Origin of the sequence: Pseudoalteromonas sp. MMG006 (genome assembly GCF_018101025.1) — a bacterium.
Classification (GTDB): Bacteria; Pseudomonadota; Gammaproteobacteria; order Enterobacterales; family Alteromonadaceae; genus Pseudoalteromonas.
The window spans coordinates 99,914-122,308 of sequence record NZ_JAGJEJ010000002.1; the positions used below are offsets into that span (position 1 = coordinate 99,914).

19 protein-coding genes are annotated in these 22,395 nt (G+C 40.1%); 14 read left to right on the top strand and 5 right to left on the bottom strand.

Annotation, left to right across the window (positions count from 1 at the left end; genetic code table 11):
- The first annotated feature begins 46 nt into the window (after positions 1–46).
- The 3 genes from J8L73_RS02950 to J8L73_RS02960 all read left to right on the top strand — a co-directional run bounded on the left by J8L73_RS02950 (position 47) and on the right by J8L73_RS02960 (position 3,732).
- Positions 47–802 carry a hypothetical protein gene (locus J8L73_RS02950; RefSeq protein ID WP_211014716.1) on the top strand — a complete coding sequence of 252 codons (756 nt, stop codon included), beginning with the start codon at positions 47–49 and terminating at the stop codon, positions 800–802.
- Between the two features lie 174 nt (positions 803–976).
- The gene (locus J8L73_RS02955) at positions 977–1,474 is read left to right on the top strand and encodes a (2Fe-2S)-binding protein (RefSeq protein ID WP_211014718.1); all 498 of its coding nucleotides are present in this window, start codon (positions 977–979) and stop codon (positions 1,472–1,474) included.
- Complete coding sequence (locus J8L73_RS02960; RefSeq protein WP_211014720.1) at positions 1,471–3,732, top strand: molybdopterin cofactor-binding domain-containing protein; 2,262 nt, start codon at positions 1,471–1,473, stop codon at positions 3,730–3,732. The genes J8L73_RS02955 and J8L73_RS02960 overlap by 4 nt, the downstream gene beginning before the upstream one ends.
- A gap of 66 nt (positions 3,733–3,798) precedes the next feature.
- On the opposite strand, the gene J8L73_RS02965 is transcribed toward J8L73_RS02960, so the two are convergent.
- Positions 3,799–3,996: a CsbD family protein gene (locus J8L73_RS02965; protein WP_055016803.1), complete on the bottom strand. Its 198-nt coding sequence runs from the start codon at positions 3,994–3,996 to the stop codon at positions 3,799–3,801.
- A 273-nt stretch (positions 3,997–4,269) separates the two neighbouring features.
- Between J8L73_RS02965 and hrpB the strand changes: the two genes are divergently transcribed.
- From hrpB to J8L73_RS19260, 3 genes are all read left to right on the top strand, one after another.
- On the top strand, positions 4,270–6,696 hold the full coding sequence (hrpB, locus tag J8L73_RS02970; protein ID WP_211014722.1) for an ATP-dependent helicase HrpB: 2,427 nt from the start codon (positions 4,270–4,272) through the stop codon (positions 6,694–6,696).
- An 88-nt stretch (positions 6,697–6,784) separates the two neighbouring features.
- Complete coding sequence (locus J8L73_RS02975; RefSeq protein ID WP_211014724.1) at positions 6,785–7,249, top strand: nuclear transport factor 2 family protein; 465 nt, start codon at positions 6,785–6,787, stop codon at positions 7,247–7,249.
- Between the two features lie 161 nt (positions 7,250–7,410).
- The gene (locus J8L73_RS19260; protein WP_247659551.1) at positions 7,411–7,608 is read left to right on the top strand and encodes a hypothetical protein; all 198 of its coding nucleotides are present in this window, start codon (positions 7,411–7,413) and stop codon (positions 7,606–7,608) included.
- Positions 7,609–7,680: 72 nt separating this feature from the next.
- Here J8L73_RS19260 and J8L73_RS02985 read toward each other — a convergent pair whose 3' ends face one another.
- On the bottom strand, positions 7,681–7,896 hold the full coding sequence (locus tag J8L73_RS02985; protein WP_211014725.1) for a hypothetical protein: 216 nt from the start codon (positions 7,894–7,896) through the stop codon (positions 7,681–7,683).
- A gap of 168 nt (positions 7,897–8,064) precedes the next feature.
- Here J8L73_RS02985 and J8L73_RS02990 point away from each other — a divergent pair, with 168 nt between their 5' ends.
- The 4 genes from J8L73_RS02990 (at position 8,065) to J8L73_RS03005 (ending at position 13,302) form a co-directional block, all read left to right on the top strand.
- Positions 8,065–9,972 (top strand): DUF1800 domain-containing protein, encoded by a 1,908-nt coding sequence (locus tag J8L73_RS02990; RefSeq protein WP_211014727.1) that lies wholly within the window; start codon positions 8,065–8,067, stop codon positions 9,970–9,972.
- 9 nt (positions 9,973–9,981) lie between these two features.
- Complete coding sequence (locus J8L73_RS02995) at positions 9,982–11,322, top strand: DUF1501 domain-containing protein (protein ID WP_211014729.1); 1,341 nt, start codon at positions 9,982–9,984, stop codon at positions 11,320–11,322.
- A 97-nt stretch (positions 11,323–11,419) separates the two neighbouring features.
- On the top strand, positions 11,420–12,133 hold the full coding sequence (locus J8L73_RS03000; protein WP_211000067.1) for a DUF1499 domain-containing protein: 714 nt from the start codon (positions 11,420–11,422) through the stop codon (positions 12,131–12,133).
- A gap of 122 nt (positions 12,134–12,255) precedes the next feature.
- Positions 12,256–13,302 carry an NAD(P)-dependent alcohol dehydrogenase gene (locus tag J8L73_RS03005; protein WP_211014731.1) on the top strand — a complete coding sequence of 349 codons (1,047 nt, stop codon included), beginning with the start codon at positions 12,256–12,258 and terminating at the stop codon, positions 13,300–13,302.
- A gap of 72 nt (positions 13,303–13,374) precedes the next feature.
- Here the strand turns inward: J8L73_RS03005 and J8L73_RS03010 are convergent, their stop codons facing one another.
- Positions 13,375–14,577 carry an MFS transporter gene (locus tag J8L73_RS03010; RefSeq protein WP_211014732.1) on the bottom strand — a complete coding sequence of 401 codons (1,203 nt, stop codon included), beginning with the start codon at positions 14,575–14,577 and terminating at the stop codon, positions 13,375–13,377.
- 352 nt (positions 14,578–14,929) lie between these two features.
- Between J8L73_RS03010 and J8L73_RS03015 the strand changes: the two genes are divergently transcribed.
- From J8L73_RS03015 to J8L73_RS03025, 3 genes are all read left to right on the top strand, one after another.
- On the top strand, positions 14,930–16,228 hold the full coding sequence (locus tag J8L73_RS03015; RefSeq protein WP_211000065.1) for a PAS domain-containing methyl-accepting chemotaxis protein: 1,299 nt from the start codon (positions 14,930–14,932) through the stop codon (positions 16,226–16,228).
- A gap of 99 nt (positions 16,229–16,327) precedes the next feature.
- Positions 16,328–18,493: a TonB-dependent receptor gene (locus J8L73_RS03020; RefSeq protein ID WP_211014734.1), complete on the top strand. Its 2,166-nt coding sequence runs from the start codon at positions 16,328–16,330 to the stop codon at positions 18,491–18,493.
- A 199-nt stretch (positions 18,494–18,692) separates the two neighbouring features.
- Positions 18,693–19,649 carry a TDT family transporter gene (locus J8L73_RS03025; RefSeq protein WP_211014736.1) on the top strand — a complete coding sequence of 319 codons (957 nt, stop codon included), beginning with the start codon at positions 18,693–18,695 and terminating at the stop codon, positions 19,647–19,649.
- Between the two features lie 7 nt (positions 19,650–19,656).
- Here J8L73_RS03025 and J8L73_RS03030 read toward each other — a convergent pair whose 3' ends face one another.
- On the bottom strand, positions 19,657–19,815 hold the full coding sequence (locus J8L73_RS03030; protein WP_211014738.1) for a DUF2986 domain-containing protein: 159 nt from the start codon (positions 19,813–19,815) through the stop codon (positions 19,657–19,659).
- A 176-nt stretch (positions 19,816–19,991) separates the two neighbouring features.
- On the opposite strand from J8L73_RS03030, the gene J8L73_RS03035 reads away from it, so the two are divergent.
- On the top strand, positions 19,992–21,479 hold the full coding sequence (locus J8L73_RS03035) for a dipeptidase (RefSeq protein WP_211014740.1): 1,488 nt from the start codon (positions 19,992–19,994) through the stop codon (positions 21,477–21,479).
- 75 nt (positions 21,480–21,554) lie between these two features.
- Here J8L73_RS03035 and J8L73_RS03040 read toward each other — a convergent pair whose 3' ends face one another.
- Positions 21,555–22,340, bottom strand: coding sequence for a putative porin (locus J8L73_RS03040; RefSeq protein ID WP_211014742.1), 786 nt, complete (start codon positions 22,338–22,340; stop codon positions 21,555–21,557).
- Positions 22,341–22,395 lie beyond the last annotated feature (55 nt).

Below are 22,395 nucleotides of genomic sequence, written 5' to 3' on the forward strand. Positions count from 1 at the left end.
ATAATCTACAGGTTAGTACTAAATAACACTCAATAAAGGACTATGAATGAATTTTCTAAATCATATAGTATTGTGCCTATTCCTACTTTTCACATCGAACACATTTGCGCTTGAGCAAAAGTATCACGAGATTGTTTTACCTGTTATTACTGCTTTTAAAACGCATGATAAATCTGCAATTGCTGCACATATTCGCTACCCTTTAAAAAGGCGATATCCATTGCCTGACATTAAAAATGAGGCTGAGTTTATTAACCGCTTTGATGAAGTGTTTGACGATGAACTTGTTACTGTTATTGGCAGCTCTAATATCAATACCGATTGGGATAAAGTTGGTTGGCGCGGCATTATGCTAAATAACGGCGTTTTGTGGGTTGATACAGACGGCAAAATCATAACTGTAAATACTCAAAATGTTAAAGAGCAAGCATTTGCTGAACGATTAATTGAGCACGATAAGCAATCTCTGCATTTAAGTGTTAATACTTTTAAAAAACCAATACTCAATTGGAAAACAGCTAATTACCATATTCGTGTTGATGATTTAGACGAGCATAATTTTCGGTATACAGTGTGGAGTATTGATAAAAAGATTAGCGATAAGCCCGATATGGTTTTACTAAACGGTGATATTATCTTTGAGGGTAGCGGCGGGAATCATCACTATACGTTTAAAAATGGACGTTACAGTTATGTGTTACAAGTAACCATTATTGGTTGTGATACATCACCGCCAGGCTGGCTTGAAGTTTACAAAGACGATCAACGGGTTTTATCTGAAGATGTTATAAGCGCTATTTAATTTAGTATTAGCAACTTACTTAATAATGAGTAATGTTTTTTAGTACCAAACGTTCTAGTAATTAGTATTTTAATAAAATAGTTCTAAGTGGTAGGCTAAAAAGTAGTAAGTAAATTAAAACCGTCCACGCGCTATAAGGAGTCGTCCTGTAAGGCGCTTTGCAAGGAGTCTAATATGATCACCCTTACCATTAATGGTAATAAGCATGAGTTTTCTGGCGACCCGTCAACGCCCGTTTTGTGGTACCTGCGAGATGAATTAAATTTAACGGGGCCTAAGTTTGGCTGTGGTATGGCGCAGTGTGGTGCATGCACCATACATATTGATGGCGTAGCGCAGCGCTCGTGTGTATTACCGGTTTCGGCTGTAGTCGGGCGCAATATTACCTCTATTGAAGGGCTAAGCGAGCAGGGCGATCATCCAGTGCAAAAAGCGTGGGTTGAGCACAAAGTGCCGCAATGTGGGTTTTGTCAGTGCGGGCAAATTATGCAAGCGGCCAGCTTATTAGCAGCTAACCCCAACCCAACTGATGATGAAATAGTGAGTAATATGTCGGGCAATATTTGTCGTTGTGGTACATACCCACGTATTCATAAAGCGATTAAGTCGGCGGCTAAAACCATGGCGGGCGTTGAGTATTTTGACCCAAATGATCAAGGGGAAGAGGTATGAAAAACGACAATACGTACTTTGACCTAAACCGCCGCCAATTTTTAAAAACTAGCGCAATAGGCGCATTAGTACTAGGCACTTATTTTGTAGGCAGTGCACCAAAAGCGTTTGCAGGCGTGTTAGAGCAACCCTCTGAGCAAGCAAAACGTGCCAACTTATTTATAGCACTGCGCCCCGATGGCATGGTTGAAATAACCTGCCACCGCTCTGAAATGGGTCAACAAATTCGTACCGCCATTGCCCAAATTGTGGCAGACGAAATGGAAGCGGCGTGGGATAAAGTAGTTGTTATTCAAGGTAAGGGCGACCCTAAATACGGGGATCAAAATACCGATGGCTCGCGCAGTATCCGCTACAACATGCAGCGACTTCGCGAAATGGGCGCAAGTGTACGCTACATGATGCAGCATGCTGCCGCTAAATATTGGAAAGTTGAGCCACACACCTGTACAGCTAATCAGCACGTAGTTACCCACAGCTCAGGAAAAGCGCTTACTTATAAAGATTTAATCGACTTAGCGCTTACAATAACGCCTCCAGAAGTTGATAAGCTAACACTTAAAACACGCAAAGAATGGCGTTATATAAATACCGGTATGGCGCACATAGATTTAACAGATTTAGTAACCGGCAAAGCCACATTTGCTGCCGATGTACGCGAACCAAAAGCGCTGGTGGCTATTATTGAGCGCCCGCCGGTAGTAGGTAGTGTGGTTAAATCGTTTGATGCCAGCGCCGCTAAAGCAATTAATGGCGTAGTTGATGTTATTGAAATGCCTGTACCAAAAGGCGCACCGCAATTTCAGCCAAAAGGCGGTATTGCTATTGTTGCTAAAAATACGTGGGCTGCATGGCAGGCGCGTAAAGCACTAAAAGTGGTGTGGGATGATGGTAAAAACGGCGATTATAATTCAGAGAACTTTAAAAAGTCGTTATTGCAAACAGTGAATGAGCCGCAAGCGCATGTGCGCGAAATAGGCGATACCACTAGCGTATTGGCTAAATCGAGTAATAAACTTGTAGCCGATTACTATGCGCCGCACTTAGCCCAAGCACCTATGGAGCCACCTTGCGCCACGGCAATGTACAATAAAGACAGTGTAGATATTTGGGCTGCAACGCAAAACCCACAAGCCGATATGAAAACCGTAGCCGCATTACTTGGTATGCAAGAGAGCCAAATTAACGTGCATGTCACCATGTTAGGTGGCGGTTTTGGGCGTAAATCAAAACCTGATTTTTCAGCAGAAGCTGCTTACATTTCAATGAAAGTGGGTAAACCCATACGCGTACAATGGACGCGAGAGGATGATATTCAACATAGCTTTTACCATGCAGTATCGGCTCAACATATTGAAGCGTCATTAGATGAAAAAGGTAACATAGAAGCTTATTTACATCGTACGGCGTTTTCGCCAATTGTATCTACGTTTCAAGAAGGGGCAACGTCGCCAGCAGGCTTTGAGCTGCGCTTAGGCTTTACTGATAACCCTATAAACTCACCTAATTTAAAGCTAGAAAATGGCGAAGCACCCGCTAAAACTAGAGTAGGTTGGATGCGCTCGGTATCAAATATTTTCCATGCTTTTGCTATTCAGTCATTTATTGCTGAAGCGGCGCACAAAGCAGGGCGCGACCAAAAAGATTATTTACTCGAAACCATAGGCCCTGATCGCATATTGGATGTAACTGAGCAAAATGCGACGTACGATAACTATGGCGGCGATAAAGATGTTTACCCATTAGATATTGGTAAGTTACGTCATGTTATTGAAAAAGTAGCTGATATAAGCAAATGGGGCCGAAAACTTCCAAAAGGTCGGGGTTTAGGTATTGCAGCGCACCGCAGCTTTTTAACGTATGTGGCAACGGTAGTTGAAGTAGAAGTGTCGGATGCTGGCGATTTAAACGTAATTAAATCGTGGGTTGCCATTGATGCAGGTACGGTTGTAAACACCGATACCGTTAAAAATCAAACGCAAGGTGGTTCTATTTACGGTATTACAACAGCAATCAGCGATGGTATTACTTTTGACAAAGGTCGCGTGCAGCAAAGTAACTTTCATGATTACCGCGTACCGCGTATGAGCGATTCACCACTAGAGGTAGAAGTCGAAATAATACAAAGCGATGCGCCACCAGCAGGCGTTGGCGAGCCCGCAACACCGGTTTACGCCCCTGCATTGTGTAACGCTATTTTTGCCGCTTGTGGTAAACGTATTAGGCAATTGCCTATAGGTAACCAATTAAAAGCGTAAATAACGTCCTTTTTTAGCCGTTAAACAAAAAAAACCGCCAATGGCGGTTTTTTTAGAAGTTAGCGATTAGTGAGTTTTTTCAAACTCATCTACTTCACGCTCTGCTTCTTCTTTAGATTTACCGTACTGCTGCTGGATTTTACCCACTAGCTCCTTACGGCTACCTTCAATTTTGTCTAAATCGTCGTCAGTAAGATCGCCCCATTTTTGTTGCGCCTTACCTTTAAGTTCGTTCCAATTACCTTTCATACGATCGCTGTTCATAAGTATCTCCTTACTTAGATTTATTTAACGTTCACTATAAAAGGAGCAAGGCGCGTTCCAACCAGTCAAACTTTTATTTTATGTTTATAGTCAGCAGCTTATATTTTTAAGAGGGGCGTTATCTATATTTCAATAAGTACATCCTTAAAAAATGTACAGAGCGGTTTGTAATTATTTCTGATTATGATGCTTTTTATAACCACTCAGCTTTAGCGGCGCGTTTATTTTTGGTTTTTGTTACAATGCATACAAAGCAATTTTGGGTAAATAGCAGTGCTGCCGGTTCAAAACATATATCAACAACTTCTAACTACATTACAAACTAACCCTATAACGTTATTACAAGCACCACCTGGTGCAGGTAAATCAACATGGTTACCGCTGCAGCTTATGCGCGACGGGCGTTTTAAACGTATTGTAATGCTAGAGCCGCGTCGCTTAGCAGCGCGTAATATTGCCAGTTATTTAGCAAAGTGCCAAAACGAGAATGTGGGGCAAAGTGTTGGCCTGCGAGTACGAGGTGAGAGCAAAGTAAGTAGTAATACGCGCCTTGAAATAGTGACTGAGGGCATGCTTACACGCATGCTACAAAACGATCCTGAACTTAGCGATATAGACTTACTGATATTTGATGAGTTTCACGAACGCTCAATTGCAGCCGATACCTCACTGGCCTTTGCTTTAGAGACCCAAAGTGCACTGCGTGACGATTTAACTATACTGCTTATGTCGGCGACCCTTGATACCGAGCGCTATACACAATTTTTTGACTGCCCAGTTATTCAATCAAGTGGGCGCAGTTACCCCATAGACGAAGTATACATACCCATAAAAGATGAAAGCCGTTGGCTTGATGCTATTCCCTCTTTAATAAAACAAGCACTAAACGAGCAAAGCGGCAGTGCGCTGGTGTTCTTGCCTGGGCAATTTGAAATATCACGCGTACAACAGGCCCTTAATGATTTGCCAAGTAATTGCCTAGTTGCCACGTTATTTGGCGAGCAAGATAAAGCCAATCAGCAGGCGGCGATTGCCCCTGCGCCTGAGGGTATGCGCAAAGTTGTGCTTACCACCAATGTAGCTGAAACCAGCTTAACTATTGAAGGCATACGTATTGTTATTGATAGCGGTAAACGCCGCGCGGCCAGTTATAACTTAAAAACAGGTGTAACGGAGCTTACAACACAAAGTATATCGCGCTCCTCTGCCGTGCAGCGTGCAGGGCGAGCAGGGCGAATAGATCAAGGTGTGGTGTACAGGCTTGGTTCAAAACAAACCTTTGAGCGACGCAATAGCCACGATAACCCCGAAATACTCACCTCGGACATAAGCCAACTTATGCTTGAAGCAAAACAGTGGGGTGCAAATATTAGCGAACTCACCTTGCTTGATAAGCCAACGGCTCAGCAATGCACACAAGCAATGAGCTTACTAACTATGCTTGAAGCCATCGATGGCAAAGGCAAACTAACAAAGTTAGGCAGTAACATGCTGGGTTTTGGGGCGGATATTCGCTTAGCGCATATGCTTTTAAAAGCGCAGGCGCTTGAGACAGAACTCCCTGGTATTTATTGCTTAGCACTTTATTTAGTGGCGCTGCTTGAAAGCCGAATAAACAGCGCCAACGAGCTAAGCTTAGCGTTACACAGCCAGCAGCAAAGACCACACCCAGTATTTAAACAGCAGTTAAAATACTGGCAAAGCCGCTTAAAAGTAACCGACAGTAACAGCGAACTAAATACCGAGTATTTAGGTTTGCTGGTGGCATTAGCTTACCCCGATCGCATCGCAAAAAAACGTGGTAATGGCTACTTACTTGCTAATGGTGCGGGTGCTGATTTAAATACTGATTACTGGCATAACGATGACTTCCTTGCTATTGCTACCATGGGTGGCCATAAAGGCGCACGTATATTTGCAGCTACAGCGCTTAGCCCATTTGAGCTACAAGATTACTTACCGCATTTGTTTACTACGCTCACTCGTTGTGAGTTTGACGAAAAAACCGCGCGCTTTATTCATCAAGACGAAGTAAAGCTCGGCGCTATTACGCTTACAAGCCAGGCGAGTAAACAAAAGCTAGATAAAAGCGAGCGTGCCAAAGCGTGGCTTAATTTATTTACTAAACACGGCTTTGCATTATTTAATGAACAGCCCGATGCACAACAATTATTAATACGCATGAGTTTAGCCAGTCAGTTTATGCCTGATAAATTCCCAACTATTAGCGAGCAACACCTTATACAAATAGCTGAAGATTGGTTAGGCGTGTACTTACAAGATATAAAAACACTCGATCAGCTTAAAAAGTTTAACTACTTTGAAGCGCTGCAAAATTGTTTTGACTGGCCACAGCAAACAGCACTAAAAACATTGTTACCGCTTAGATTAACGGTACCTAGTGGCTCAAATATAAAAATTAATTATCAGCTAGATGGCCCCGCAAAGTTAAGCGTGCGCATGCAAGAAGTGTATGGTTTAACCAGTACGCCTATGCTTGCCAACGGTAAGCTGCCACTGCTTATGGAATTACTATCGCCAGGTAAGCGCTCATTACAACTTACTCAAGATCTGGCGCACTTTTGGGCAAGTAGTTATCGCGATGTGCAAAAGGAAATGAAAGGTCGCTACCCTAAACATTTTTGGCCAGACGACCCTGCCAACAGCGTGGCAACCAATAGAGTAAAAAGCAAAATCTAGGTGTTAGTTAAGTAACGTTACTTGTTTGATTATTGAACTTTCTAAGGTAATGTACCTATAAAACACTTTCAGCTACAGGGAATAGTCAATGAGGTTACTTTTAACATTAGGTTTGGTATTGGTTGCTACCTTTTCAGCCCGAGCCGAAGAGCCATTTGATTTAAAAGCATTTGCACAGCACTACTACAAAACAATGACCGCTACACAAGCCCCTAATGCAGGAGCTAAAGAGCTTGAAACCTACCTTGCTTTATTAACAGACGATGTAGGCAGCCAGCATATACCGTATCAACTGGACGACTCACGTACTCCTGATGGTAAAAAGCAGATGCGCAAAGGCATGAGTTTTTATTTAGGCGCGCATACCCTGTATGAAAGTGAGCTACTCAATACCTTTATATTTAACGATAGCGGTTTTGCGATTCGTTATAAAAACCACGCTAAAGGCATTCACCCACAAAGCAAACAGCCAATAGAGTACACCTCAGTAATGATGGAAGTAATAGAGATGGAAAACGGTAAAGTGGCGATGATCCGCAAGTATCACGAATAATAAATAAGGATATATATGAAATATTTACTTATCGCATTATCAATATTAATGCTTAGTGCGTGCGTTAGCACAAAAAATGATTTTAGATTTGATGGCTCCACACCTGAGTCTACCCAAGCGGGGGTTACTAAGGTATTAAAAAACTGAAACCTAAAGATTCTATGATTTTTATTGGGTCATTAATTGCTATTCAGTTTTCTGATGTGCAAAGCGCAGAAGATGTTGTTGGCGACCCAACTATGACTAATGAAATAAACTATTTTATTATCGGTAAAAAAATTGATGGCCTAAATTATTACGAAGTACTTGATTTAGCTAAACGCTCACAAAATACATTTAGTATTGTTGAGGCTCAGTAGGCTTAAAATGTGCGCCGATATTGTGACCTCATTGGCGCTATATAGATAATACTTAATAACTCACTTTATTAGTTAAACCTCTTTACCATCGTGTTGCTCGGCTAAATCATCAAGCACGGCAGAGGTGTAATCAAACCCACTTTCATCATACTCATAAGTTACTTTAACACTGTCGCCGCCGTTAAATAAGCGTGTTTTAACATCGCTTATAGGCCAGTCTTTTAGTACATGCACGAATCTGTTAGCAACTTGTGAAGATTCAAAACGGTAACGAATTTCTGTTTTCATAAATAATAAGGCTCTGGCTATAACCCCAAGCAAACAGCTTTGTTAATGGGGTGTTCATGATTCGGTTACAAAAAATAAAAGGTTAAATTGTAAATTTTGTGTTTCAATAATTGCAATAAACTCGGTACAGCTTAACGTACTATAATTAACAAATAACGACGACTTTACATGCATTATAAAATTTCTTTAATCGCAAGCTCAATATTTATACTTAGTGCTTGCGGTGGTTCAGGCTCAGATGATACGCCAACCATTAACGGAAATAAAATCCCTATTTTATCAGTCGCTAATATACCTACCGAAATAGCCAAAGGGCAAACCATTGAACTAACTGCAACTGCCAGCGATAAAGACGGCACTATAAGCAGTGTTGTGTGGCAGCAAACCTCAGGTACTGTATTACTTAATAAGCCCATAGAGGCTACAAGCGCAACAATCACTCTGGCACCAGCATTAAGTTATAAACCAATTGATTATGCATTTAGTGTGACTGCCACAGATAACGAAGGGGCTACAAGCTCTCAGATTGTTTCTTTTACGGCACGTAATAGTATGGACGATCACAGTGCCGCAAGGTTGTTACACCAAGCAAGTATGGGGCCTACCTACACTGAGATACAAAGTGCACGTGGTTTGAGCGAGCAACAATGGCTTGATAACCAAATTGCACAGCCAATTAATTACCACAGTGAATACTTAATAAAAGTAGATGACGACGATGACTTCAAATACATAAGCCGTATTGATGCGTGGTGGAAAGCTGTATTACAAAGTGATGATCAGCTTCGCCAACGGGTCGCGTTTGCGCTCAGCGAAATACTTGTGGTGTCGGATGAAAATAGCGATTTACGTGCACACCCGCAAGGGATGATAGGTTATTACGATTTATTACTTAAGCATGCCTTTGGTAACTACCGCGACTTACTTGAGGATGTAACGCTTTCACCCATAATGGGCACTTATCTAAGCCATTTAGGTAACGAAAAAGCGGATGAAACTCTCAATATTCGCCCAGATGAAAATTACGCACGCGAAGTAATGCAGCTATTTACAATAGGGCTTGAAGAATTAAATTTAGATGGCAGCGCTAAGCTTGATGCTAGTGGCAATACCATAGCAACGTATGGGCAAACACAAATAGAAGGTTTTGCCCGTGTGTTTACAGGTTGGACATTTGCAGGCAGCGAAACCTTTAAACGTAAAAGTTACGATTACTTAAGCCCAATGCAAGCGTTTGATGAGTACCACTCAAGCTTGCAAAAAACATTATTGAATAACGAAGTAATACCACAAGGTTACACCGCTAAAGAGTCTTTAACTATCGCGATCGATAACTTATTTAATCATCAAAATGTCGCTCCGTTTATTTCTAAACAGCTTATTCAACGGCTGATTACTTCAAATCCTACACCGCAATACGTAGAGCGTGTAGCACATGTATTTAATGATAATGGCGCGGGAGTACGTGGTGATCTAACCGCAGTGGTAAAAGCGATTTATTTGGATGATGAAGCACGCCATTTTGGCTCGGTGCTGAGCTATCAAGGTAAAATTAAAGAGCCACTTTTAAAAACGGTACAATTTTGGCGTAACCTAAATGCAAAATCGCAAGAAGGTGTTTATAAAACGTGGAATTTAATTGACAGTTATGGGCAAGGACCCATGCAGTCGGCTTCGGTGTTTAATTTTTTTCGACCTGATTATCAAACGGCTTCTTTGCGTAATAGCGCTTTAGTGGCACCGGAACTACAAATTGCTAACGACGCCACCTTAATTGGTACCATGAACGCACTATATTCAAGTTTAGTATGGAGCACGGCTGAGGCGCACACAAACCTTAACCCTTCAGGTATTTATGTATACGTGCAAAATGATATGGATTACTTGGCTCAAAATGGCATCAATGCACTTTTAGACAGGTACAACACCTTATATTTTGCAGGCAATATGAGTACCGAGACCAAGCAAGCTTTAAATGATTTAGATGCATATTTTGATGAAGACCAATACCGAGAGCGGGTATCGTATTTGTTATACATGATTGCAATTTCACCTGAATTTAACGTGCAGTATTAGGAGCGCATAATGAGCATTAATAGAAGAGATTTTTTGTCATTATGTTTAAAAGGCAGTGTGTCAGCTGCGGCTTTAACTAGCCTACAATTACAAGCATTAACAGGTGCTTCGAAAGCTGTTGAGCTAGGCGATTATAAAGCGCTAGTGTGTGTGTATTTGTATGGTGGGAATGACTCATTAAATATGCTGGTACCGCTTGAGGCAGAGCAACGTAACTTGTATGAGCAAAGCAGACAAAACTTAGCTGTTGCATCGCCAATTACATTAAATACTGCAACCCAGTTTGCTGGTGGAGTGGGTATTCATCCATCGCTAGAGCCTATTCAAAGTGTGTTTGAGTCTCAAAATTTAGCCTTTATAGGCGGAGTAGGGACTTTGTTAACCCCAACGTCGCTAGATGATTATAAAAACAAAGCAGTGCCACTTCCTCAGCATTTGTTTTCGCATAATGACCAGCAAGCGTCGTGGATGTATGGCCGTGAAAAGGCATCTTTAAACAGTGGGTGGGGAGCGCGTTTACTTGAACGCTTAGCCGTACATGACGAATTTGCTGCTAATATTTCACTTGATGGTACTAACCTGTGGCAAACAGGAGCTAGCACTAGCGCGTTTGCATTAAATAAAAGCGGTATAAGCACTATAAATGCTTTTGGTGGATACCAGCCTCGTACTGAGCATGTAACGAATATAATGAACCGCATACTAGGTAACACCAACCATGTGTTAGGCAGCGCTTACGCAGATGGTTTAAACAGCGCGATTAACAACACGCAAAGTATGAATAATGCGTTAGAAGATGCACCAGCGCTTATTACCTCATTTAGCGAAACAAGCTTTAGTGAGCAACTTGCAGCTGTGGCTAAAACAATCAGTGTTCAAGCTAAACTAAGCACACAACGCCAAGTGTTTTTTGTGTCTATGGGCGGGTTTGACACACATGATAATCAGTTAACAACGCACCCAGCACTATTAAATACATTGGCTAATGGTTTAGCTGAATTTAATAATGCAATGACTGAGCTTGGTATGAGCGAAAAAGTAACCACGTTTACTATGTCGGATTTTGGTCGTACGCTCACTTCAAACGGAGATGGCACAGACCATGGTTGGGCTGGTAATCAAATAGTAATGGGCGGGGCTGTAAAAGGGCAAAATATTTACGGCGAGTTACTCACTCAACAACTTGATGGCCCACAAGACACGGGTGGCGGGCGTTTAATACCACAAGTTGCAAACGAGCAATACTTTGCAACGTTAGCGCAGTGGTTTGGCGTTCCAAGCTCTGAGCTTGTTGATATATTTCCTAATTTAAGTAACTTTAATAACACAACGTTGGACTTTTTTGTGTAATTGGTCGCTAATAGTAATCTAAACGCAGTGCTTGGCGGTATAGTGTACTCGTTAGGTTATTTAAAATAAAAATTACACACAGTAAAGGAATCTTAAAATGAAAGTTTTAGTGAGTTTAGTAAGCTTAATTGCGTTTTTGTTAGTTATATTACCAGGGCCTTTATATAAATTTGGCCTTGTTGAACTTGGCACTGCCTTTACCGGTTTTAGGTTTGGTGTGTACGCGGGTGGTGCGGCATTAGTGCTGCTAATAGTACAAGCTATCTTTATGCGTAAAACGTTAACGTTAAGCAGTGGTTTAATTGCTTTTGTATTTTCTGCCGTCGCCATTGCAATGCCGCTTAATATGATGAATAAAGCTAAAAGTGTTCCTGCAATTCATGATATTTCCACAGACCTAGTTAATCCACCAAAGTTTGTAGCAATTGCTCCACTTAGAGCCGATGCATCTAACCCTGTCGCTTATGCCGGTGAAGAAACGGCAGCTCAACAACGTAAAGCCTACCCTGAGCTTAAAACATTAAGTTATGCACAATCAAAAACTGATTTGCTGGCTGTCAGTGAGCAAGCAGTTAAAAACTTGGGTTTTGCTTTAGTTAATACAAATTCGGCAACGGGTATTGTTGAGGCTACTGACACAACGACTTGGTTTGGGTTTAAAGATGATGTGGTTATTCGCATTACAGATGATGCCAATCAGCGTTTTGTAGATATTCGCAGTAAATCGCGTGTTGGACGTAGTGATTTAGGTAAAAATGCACAGCGCATTCATGCAATTATTGATGAAATAAATACCTTACTCGAAAAGTAAACATAGCACAGCGTATATAAAAAAAAGCCCAACATTGTTGGGCTTTTTTTTGGTCAGTTTAAATTCACAGCTTGTACGTTAACGTGAACTCGACTTAAATTTTTATAAACTATGGAGTTATTATGAAAACAGTAGGATATGCAGCAAAAAGCCAAGGTTCTGAACTGACAGAGTTTGCGTTTGAGCGCCGCGATTTACGCAATAACGATGTAGAAATTGAAATTTTATACTGCGGTGTGTGCCATTCAGATTTACATGCTGTGCGAAATGATTGGGGCGGTGTTGAATACCCGCTCGTACCTGGCCATGAAATTGTTGGTAAGGTTAAGTCGGTTGGTCGCGACGTTAAAAAATATAAGCAAGGTGATACAGTTGGTGTGGGCTGTATGGTTGATTCATGCAGAAGTTGCGATCAGTGCGACAACAACGAAGAGCAATTTTGCCGAGAGGGCATGGTTGGCACTTACGCAGGTAAAGATAGAGAAAACGGCGAAATAACCCAAGGCGGTTATTCTAAAAGTGTGGTTGTACGCGAAGAGTTCGTACTTTCAATTCCAGAAAATTTAGATCTTTCGCGTGTGGCCCCTCTATTATGTGCAGGCATTACTACGTATTCTCCACTTCACAAGTGGGGCGTTAAAAAAGGCAGCCGTGTTGCTGTTGTAGGGCTTGGTGGCTTAGGGCACATGGCGGTTAAAAATGCCGTAGCGATGGGAGCAATTGTTACTGTTGTTGGGCGTAGCGAATCTAAAAAAGAGGATGCCGTTAAACTGGGTGCCCAGTATTACTTAGTGTCAACAAACGATGATGAAATGAAAAAGTCGCTGTCGGCATTTGATGTAATCATTGATACAGTGCCTGTGAAGCACGACCTATCAATTTATACACCGCTATTAGACATTGACGGCGCTTTAATTATTGTTGGCCAAGTGGGGCCTGTTGATGAGTTAAATACTGTGCCTTTATTAATGGGGCGTCGCCAAGTGGCAGGCTCACTTATAGGTGGTATAGCAGAAACACAGCAAATGCTTGATTTTTGTGGTGAGAATAACGTGCTACCAGAGTGTGAAATGATCAACATAGACGAAATTAATTCAGCGTACGAACGTATGGAAAAATCAGATGTGCGTTATCGATTTGTCATTGATATGGAATCACTCAGTGCATAATGCGTAACTATAAAAAGAGCCGCTACTTAGCGGCTCTTTTTGTATTTGGGAATGTCTTATTTTGAAATGCGTTTAGCACGTTTGTGCTACTTGCTGCTTTTTATTTAACTGTATGTAGCTTAATAACCACATAAAAAACCCACCAATAAATAAAATTGCCGCAACATAGCCTGTTTGATTTGGTGCTGCACCTTGAGCAATCGCTATACCGCCAACCCAAGGGCCAATCGCATTGGCTATATTAAATGCACATTGCACCAGTGCACCAATCATTGCGTGGCCATCAGGTGATACATCCATTAATAAAGACTGGATAAGCGTTGCTAAGCCTACACTACAGCCAATAAAAAATACTACTGCATAAAGCATCCATATATTATGGCTTGCACTAACGTAGGCAAAAGCAAACACAATAGTACAAATAAGGGCAAAGCCCGTGGTTTTAATTGCTGATTTATCAGCGGCTTTACCTAATACGTAATTACCTAATGTACAGCCAATACCAAACATTACCATCGCAATAGATATAGTATAAGGCGCTGTTTTAGTTACATCTAAAATAGTGTCGGCAATATAAGTGTATATACAAAAAACACCGCCAAAACCAATAATAACAATACCTAAAATTGACCAAACAAGTTTGTTTTTTAGCACGCCAAACTCGTTTAATAAGTTAGAAGGCTTAGCGTTATCAATATTAGGTACCACTTTATAAACAAAAATAAAGGCGATAAATGCTAAAACAGCAGCACCTGCTAAACAGTAACGCCAGCTAAGGTTTTGCCCAACTAAGGTAACAATAGGCACGCCGACTATTGTTGCGATTGTTAACCCCATAAATACTTTAGACATAAAGCTGGCTCGTTTGCCTTGAGGTGCAATATCAGACGCTAGCAATATAGCTGCACCAAAGTAAGCGCCATGGGGTAAGCCACTTAAAAATCTAAAAATAACTAATTGTTCCAAAGAGGTCGCAAGGGCGCTTAAACCGTTAGATATGCACATTAAGCTTAAAAATATTAGCAGTGCTTTGCGTTTGCGCATATTGGCTGTAGTTAGCATTAATATTGGGGCACCTATAACAACACCAATAGCGTAGGCACTAATAGCATAACCAGTTTGTGAAGGTGTGGAGCCAAACGTTTCGCTAATTAATGGCAGCATTGGCATCATTGAGAATTCTGATAAGCCTAAAATAAAAGTGCCTAATGCTAATACCACTAAAATAGCAGTTCGGTTTAGTCCGTTTGGCGTCGACGCGATATCTGCGCTCATGAAAGATCCCTTAAGGTTTTAATTTTAAAATAGAACAGCGCTGCAAATCTTAAATAGAGGGCTGAGTATTAACTTAAATTGTGGTGTGAGAGTAGATGTTCAGTGAGAGGGGTATTTTAATTTAAAATGAGTATTGAGTCATGCATAAAGTTAATGGTTTTACAGGGTTTTTTAAATGTTAATTAGAATAAATAACTTTTAAAAAAGCTAAAAGCAAAAAAACTATTTATAAAGCATGAAGCTATAAGATCTTAAAATATTAGGTTATCATCTATTTTAGGCCTATATTTACAGTGTAGCTACATTTCAATATCACATTATTACTTTTAAATTTATTCCTTAAGGTTTTTACATGTTTGGTATTTCTATAAAAAACGCAAAAATTGAAGAGCTGGAGCTTCAATTAATTCAAAAGCAATCGATCTTGTCAGCGATTAACAAGCACGTTGCTTATATTGAATTTTCACCTGAAGGAATAATTTTAGACGCTAATAAACTGTTTTTAGAGACTATTGGTTATAGTAAAGAGCAGATAATAGGCGAGCATCACAAAATATTTTGTGAACCTGAATATGCAAACTCTAAAGAATACAGTCTATTTTGGCACAACTTACAACAAGGTAAATCTACTTGCGGTTCTTTTTTACGCTTTAAAGCCAACGGGGATAAGCTTTGGTTAGAAGCTACATATTTTCCTGTGGAAGAAAATGGCATTGTTACTAAGGTTATAAAAATAGCCTCAGACATTACAACGAGCTATTTACAAAGGCAGGCGCAGGAGGCGATAGCAAAGGCACTTGATAAAGCTTTAGCAACCATAGAGTTTACTCCAGAAGGGAATATTATAAGCGCCAATCAAAACTTCTTATCTACAATTGGTTACAGCCTAAAGGATATTGTTGGGCGGCACCATAAGATGTTTTGTACCTCATTATTTTATGAGAAAAATCCACAATTTTGGAATGAGCTAGCACAAGGCCAGTTTAAGTCTGGTAAGTTTAAGCGCATTACCTCTAATGGCTCAGAAATTTGGTTAGAAGCGACCTATAACCCCATATTAGATAGTAAAGGCAATGTTGTTAAAATCATTAAATTTGCATCTGATATAACCGCTCGTATAAACGACAATACCGCAGTAAGCGATGCCGCAGCAATTGCACACGAGTCGGCTGTGGCTACGGTAGAAACAGCTAAGCAAGGCTCTGAAATACTACAAAGCGCCATTACTAACTCAGATGCAATTGTAAGCCAAGTGCTTAAGTCGGTCGATTTAATTAAAAACCTAAATGAGCAATCAGCCGTTATTGGTTCGATTGTATCGACCATTAGCAGTATTGCCGATCAAACCAATTTATTAGCGCTTAATGCCGCCATTGAAGCGGCTCGCGCAGGTGAGTATGGCAGAGGTTTTGCTGTGGTTGCAGACGAAGTAAGGCAGCTTGCAGCAAGTACAAGTAAATCGACTAACGAAATTGCGACCGTGGTTAAAAACAACCAAGAACTAACAAACGATATTTCTAAGCAAATTACCTCAGTGTCAGACTCATCTGAACAAGGTAGAGAATTAATATCTAATGTGTCTGAGGTGATTAAAGAAATTGAACGCGGTGCAGATGTGGTTTCGCAAACTGTAGCACAGCTTAATAGCTAGTTATATCTGGTTACTTAACAAAGTGCGACATTATGTCGCGCTTTACATAAACTCTCTCGTTATATAATTATGCCAATTATTACAGTGGCATAACCTCCTATGACTTATAAAAGCAAACCAAATAAAATATTTTCACTTTCTCCTTTAACAATAATTATTAGTGGCTTTATATCGTCAGTTGCTGTTGCCAATGATAACGACTTAGAAGTTATTGAAGTGCACGGGCATGCACAAAATAAGCACTTAGCACTTGGTTCGTCAGAATCGTTATTAAGTGACTTAGGTGTGAATTTTTCTGCTGCGGGTGGGGTGTCTAACTTACCTATTTTAAATGGTTTAATGGGTGATAGAGTAAAAGTACTTGTTGATGGCGCCGATGTAACAGCGGCGTGCGCTAATCATATGAATCCGCCTCTTTCTTATATATCTGCAAATCAAATAACGTCTTACAATGTAGTAGCTGGTGTTTCACCAGTAAGCGCGGGGGGCGATAACATAGCAGGTGTGATTAGTGTTAACTCGATTGCACCACAATACAGTGAAAGTAGTGATTTAGCGTGGCACTCAGGTTATGTATCTGCTAAGTACAGCAGTGTGGATAATGGACGTAAACTTGGCGCAGGAGCTCACTTAGCAAGCGACACGTTTAGCCTTAATTACAAAGGGTCGTATAGTGATGCTGATAGCTACGAGGATGGAAATGGCAATGTTGTGCTTGATACATTATACCGAGCACAAAATCACAGCTTAACGGGTGCCATACGCGATGAAAAACAACAATTAGTTATAAAGCTCACACATCAAAAAATTCCGTACCAAGGATTTGCAAATCAATACATGGATATGACCGATAACACCAGTTACGGTGCGATTGCTCAATACAAACGCTCTTTTGATAATAGCGAATTTGAAGGGCAGTTTAATTGGCACAGTGTAAAGCACGAAATGGGTTTTTTTAGCCAAGAAAAAACTGGCATGATGCCTATGAAAACCGATGCACAAGATATAAGCACACAGCTTAAATGGCGCATTAATCTAGATAAAAATAGCACATTACTGCTTGGTCAAGAATACTATAACTACCGCATTGATGATTGGTGGCCGGCTATTGAAGGCTCAATAATGATGGGGCCAAATGATTATGTAAATATAAATAACGGCAAACGAGAGCGCATAGCTGCATTTGCTGAATACGAGAGCCAAATAAATACAAAACTGTGGTTAAACGCAGGCGTACGTATTGAAAGTGTTAATACCCAAGTAGGAAAAGTTCAATCTTATAACGACGGTATGAGCATGATGGATATGGGCGATATGAGCGACATGGGTAGCATGCAAAGTATGACCATGAGCGATACGTCTACAGATAATACTATTGCTGCACAGAACTTTAATGCTGGCGACAGGGATAAAACCGACACTGTAGTTGACGCTAACTTATTAATAAACTACCAAATAACAAATTATGATGAGCTACAATTTGGCCTTGCCCGTAAAAACCGTGCCCCTAATTTATATGAGCGATACAGTTGGGGTGTAAGTACCATGGCAACCACTATGATTGGTTGGTACGGCGATGGTAATGGTTATATTGGTAACCCTGATTTAGATGTTGAAACAGCGCATACAATAAGTGCTACTTATATTAAATCGGCAAAAGATGATCGTTGGCGGTTAAGTACCAATGTTTGGTATACCGATGTGAGTGATTATATTGATGCTGACAGTGTAAGAAGCTTCAATAGTTATGACATGGACAATACAGCGCGTAACATTTTTCAGTTTACTAATGTAGATGCGATTTTGTATGGTGCAAAAATAGATTTAACAGCCAACATTTATGAATCTAAAAATTTAGGTAACTGGCAGTTACACGCTAATGTTACTAATACCAGAGGCAAGCGCGACGATACTAACCAGCCGCTTTATCAAATTAAACCACTGCAAACTCAGCTAGGTATTAACCAGCAAATAGGTCGATTTGAAAATGAGTTATCTTGGCAATGGGTCGATACTAAAAGCCGTGTAGATAATAATCGTTTTGAAAACCAAACAGACAGCTACAGCTTGGTTAATTTAAGCTCTAAAGCCACATGGGATTCATTAACGCTAAGCGCAGAAGTGAGTAACGTGTTTGATGAGTTCTACCAACTTCCACTAGGGGGCGTAAGTATTGCAGCACTTAAACAAGACAGCAGCAACGGGTTTGAACAACTTGCAGGGCAGGGTCGTTCATTTAATGTAAGCGTTAGTTACGCGTTTTAACTAAACTAAATTTTAAAATAAAGTAAAAGCCATAGCTATGTTATGGCTTTTTTGCGCGCTTAAATAATTAAGCTGAAAACTTATTTTTATGAAATATTTGTATGTAAAAAGCGTTCTATTAAACACGTTTGTATTAATTTTGCAGCGTTATTTTAAGGTAATGCAGTAAAGGTGCATTACCCAGTGATTAGGAAATAAAGTGTTTAAGCAATTTAAAAACAAGGTTATGGGTGCGCCAACAGCCATGAGCGGTTTAGCTTTAGCTATTGCGAGCATGGGGTGGACATGGGAAAACGTTTTTAACTTAAATAATCACGGGCAATTTTTGGGAGCGGTACTCGCTGGCGTATTAGTTTTACTTTTGGCTGCTAAGTTTTTACTACACCCTCATTTATTAAAAGCCGATTTAGCTCACCCAGTTGCAGGAAGTGTGATCCCTACATTTGCAATGGCTAATCTTGTTATTTCAAACTCAGTTGGGCAATTTAATCCATTAGCTGGCGATATTATCTGGGTTTTAGCTTTGGTGCTGCATCTCATATTTTTGATGAGTTTTTTATACCAGCGAGCAAAAAAGTTTAATTTTGAAGATATGGCGCCCAGTTGGTTTGTGCCACCTGTAGGGATAATTATTGCAGATATTACTTTTTCGGGAAATCCGATATTAGCGTGGTTAGCTTACAGCGCCCTGATCATTGGTATATCAACATACGCTATAATGCTGCCAATTATGTTTTATCGTTTTTTGCTAGCGTTAAAAAGTGACTACGAAATACAACCAACACTTGCTATTTTAGCAGCACCAGCTAGCTTAACGTTAGCGGGGTATTTTCATATTGTAGCTAATCCATCATTCTTTATTGTGGGCGTATTATTTATATTAGCGATAACAAAAACACTGATTGTTTATGTGTTATTTATAAAGTTATTACGCAGACCTTTTACGGCTAGCTACGCCGCTTTTACGTTTCCAATGGTTATTGGAGCAACAGCATTATTTAAAATGAAAGATTGGATGCAAAGTACAAACTTCACAATGCCATATATTGATACAGTTAATTATTTAGCTACGTTTGAACTTACAGTTGCCACGGCAGTAGTTGCATATGTGAGTACTCGGTACTCTTGCCACTTTACATTATCAAACAAAGGGTAGCGTAAAGTTACTCTTGAATTATTTTTGGCTCATTATTTTCTTGTTCGGCTAATTTTTCGCGCTCAGCTTTTGACACATAAGCTGGTTTGCCGCTTTTATGTAATTTGGCATTAGCGCGTTTATCTTTCTTTTGAAATTTAGTGACGATTTTTTTACGACGATTCACAGCTAAAACCTTTAAGCTAAATAAATTTAAGTCGCGCATTATACTGCTATCTACACCAAACCCGCTATATAAATATTTTACGCTAATAAGTTGTGAGTCCGCCGCAAAGCATTGTTTGCAATACTGTGTGGGCGTTATAATTAAAGCTCTTAGTTATTAATAAAATAGGATCAGTTTTGAAAAAGTTAGCTTTAGTCAGTGCTCTTTTATTTGCGTTTAGCACGCATGCACAGTTACATGAAAATATTGATAGTGTTGCCGATTACGCTGTAAACACCTACCAAAATGCGCAAGTACATACGCTAACTAACTTAGTTGCCTTTCCTACAGTAAATAAAGATTCAATACCTGCACCACAAAACCCAGACTTTATTAACTTTAAATCTGTATTAAAAATGAAAGCCGCAGAGCTGGGATTCGATTACCAAGATCTTGGCTACACTGTGCTTATTGGTATGGGCAAACAAACAGACAAAGTAACAGTCGTTACCCACGGTGATGTACAACCAGCTAATGCGAGTAAGTGGAAGCAAAGCCCATTTATTATTGATACCTCAGAGCCTGGAAAATTAGTTGGGCGCGGTACCGAAGACGACAAAGGCGCCATAGCCACTGCGCTTTACGCTATGAAAGCGATTAAAGATAAAGGCATAGAGCTTGATAACCGCATAGAGCTGATGATTTACCTAGCTGAGGAGTCTGACTGGGGCCCATTGACCGAGTTTATGAAAACTTACGATCAACCAAAGTATGCCGTAACCATTGATGCATCATACCCAGTAGTTGTTGCCGAAAAAGGCTGGAGCTTAATTGCACCTACATTTAGCGCTACTTCAAAACAAACTGGTGTATATGTAAGCGATGTTGCTGGTGGGGCGTTTAAAAGCCAAATACCAGAAGATGCAAGCTTAGTACTGCACAATGCAAGCGAGAGCTTAATTGACTCATTAAAAGCTAAAGCTAAAACACTTAGTGACGTTGAGTTTAGTTTTAAAGAGCAAGGTGAAGGCTTAAAAATAACTGTAAAAGGAATGTCTGCGCATTCATCAGAGCCAGAGTCGGGCGTTAATGCTATTGCACACCTAAGCGAGTTATTTAAAGACGTCGCACTTGAAAATAATAGCGATGGCCAGCTTATAAAATTTGTAAACCAGTTAATTGGCTTAGATATTCATGGTAAGCAATTTGGTAATATTGCCTACGAGCATAAATTTATGGGCCCAATGACAGTAGCACCTACTGTGATCGAACGTGATGGTAACGCATTAACATTAGCTATTAACGCGCGCCGCCCAGTAGGCAAGGATGAAGATGTACTTAAACAACAAATAAATAGCGCTATTAAAGAATGGGAAACGGTAAATAACGTAATGCTTAGTAAAGTAGATACGGTTATTGGTACACCTATGCTGTTAGATAACGCGCCGCACGCGCAAAAGCTACTCGATATATTTAAGCATTTTACCGGCGACAAAAAAGCTGACTTTGTATCAATTGGCGGCGGTACTAACGCAAAACTATTTGATAATGCCGTGTCATTTGGCCCTTCAATGCCAGGTAAACGTTATACAGGCCATTCAGAACATGAATTTATCACGCTTGAGCAATTAGAGCTTAATTTACGCATGTATACCGCAATGATGATAGAGCTAGGTAATATGTAAGCTATAGATATTTTTAATATAAAAGCCGCCTTGTTTAACTGAAGTGACTCGAGCAAGGCGGCTTTTTTGTATTTATTAAAACTGAGCTACAAAACTAAGATTGTATATATCGTAGTCATCGTTATCTGTGTAATTAGCGCTGAAATAGTAGCTATCGTTAATAAAGTATTTACCCTCAATAACCAAATCAGAGTCATTTAAACCAACGCCGACCGCGACATGTTTATTAAAGTAATAATTTGCCAGCACATTTAAAAAAGGGTCATCGCCAGCATCTAGGTAATCAATATTTATAGTAAAGTAGCTATCATCGTAAAGATGGGAAAAGTAACGTGATGATAAGTCCCACGAGTCTATTTCATCATCAGTTTCAACCGTAAAGCCAATGTAATCGGTGTCATTAATTTGATGATTATATTGCGCTTTAAATAGATAAACCGTATCACCATATTCATAATCTACCATGCGTGCGGATACCTTTAACGAATCAGCAAATAAGTAACCTAAACCAACCGAGTAGGTATCATTATCGCCAACATTAGGCAGCTCTACGGTTGCAAAAACATTACCGTAAAAGCCTTCTCCAAATATTCCTTTTTGGCTATAACCATCTGAATTAAAGTAATTTAAGCCTATGTTACTATCTGTATCTAGGTAGCCATAATCATCCCACACGCCAGAGCTTTGTTGTTCTTCAAAATAATAATGAGTAGATAATCCGTACACATTATCGCTGTAATAGCGTGAATCAATTTTTGCGTAGTTAATTGTATTAAACCATTGCTTTGACGCTGATTGTTCAGCGTTTACTGATGCTGCACAGCTAAGTGCAAGCAAAGAGAGTGGCATTAAAAATCGCATAAGTATCCTTTCTTAAAAAGTTAATTAGTTGTATCCAGAAAGGGTATTATAGTGA

What these genes read in the sequence shown, in the direction of transcription:
- J8L73_RS03015 (WP_211000065.1), top strand. Translation starts at nt 14,930, where the DNA reads ATGTTTGGTATTTCTATAAAAAACGCAAAAATTGAAGAGCTGGAGCTT.
- J8L73_RS02965 (WP_055016803.1), bottom strand. Translation starts at nt 3,996, where the DNA reads ATGAACAGCGATCGTATGAAAGGTAATTGGAACGAACTTAAAGGTAAG.
- J8L73_RS19260 (WP_247659551.1), top strand. Translation starts at nt 7,411, where the DNA reads ATGATTTTTATTGGGTCATTAATTGCTATTCAGTTTTCTGATGTGCAA.
- J8L73_RS03010 (WP_211014732.1), bottom strand. Translation starts at nt 14,577, where the DNA reads ATGAGCGCAGATATCGCGTCGACGCCAAACGGACTAAACCGAACTGCT.
- J8L73_RS02985 (WP_211014725.1), bottom strand. Translation starts at nt 7,896, where the DNA reads ATGAAAACAGAAATTCGTTACCGTTTTGAATCTTCACAAGTTGCTAAC.
- J8L73_RS02990 (WP_211014727.1), top strand. Translation starts at nt 8,065, where the DNA reads ATGCATTATAAAATTTCTTTAATCGCAAGCTCAATATTTATACTTAGT.
- J8L73_RS02955 (WP_211014718.1), top strand. Translation starts at nt 977, where the DNA reads ATGATCACCCTTACCATTAATGGTAATAAGCATGAGTTTTCTGGCGAC.
- J8L73_RS03000 (WP_211000067.1), top strand. Translation starts at nt 11,420, where the DNA reads ATGAAAGTTTTAGTGAGTTTAGTAAGCTTAATTGCGTTTTTGTTAGTT.
- J8L73_RS02995 (WP_211014729.1), top strand. Translation starts at nt 9,982, where the DNA reads ATGAGCATTAATAGAAGAGATTTTTTGTCATTATGTTTAAAAGGCAGT.
- J8L73_RS03040 (WP_211014742.1), bottom strand. Translation starts at nt 22,340, where the DNA reads ATGCGATTTTTAATGCCACTCTCTTTGCTTGCACTTAGCTGTGCAGCA.
- J8L73_RS02975 (WP_211014724.1), top strand. Translation starts at nt 6,785, where the DNA reads ATGAGGTTACTTTTAACATTAGGTTTGGTATTGGTTGCTACCTTTTCA.
- J8L73_RS03020 (WP_211014734.1), top strand. Translation starts at nt 16,328, where the DNA reads ATGACTTATAAAAGCAAACCAAATAAAATATTTTCACTTTCTCCTTTA.
- J8L73_RS03005 (WP_211014731.1), top strand. Translation starts at nt 12,256, where the DNA reads ATGAAAACAGTAGGATATGCAGCAAAAAGCCAAGGTTCTGAACTGACA.
- J8L73_RS02950 (WP_211014716.1), top strand. Translation starts at nt 47, where the DNA reads ATGAATTTTCTAAATCATATAGTATTGTGCCTATTCCTACTTTTCACA.
- J8L73_RS02960 (WP_211014720.1), top strand. Translation starts at nt 1,471, where the DNA reads ATGAAAAACGACAATACGTACTTTGACCTAAACCGCCGCCAATTTTTA.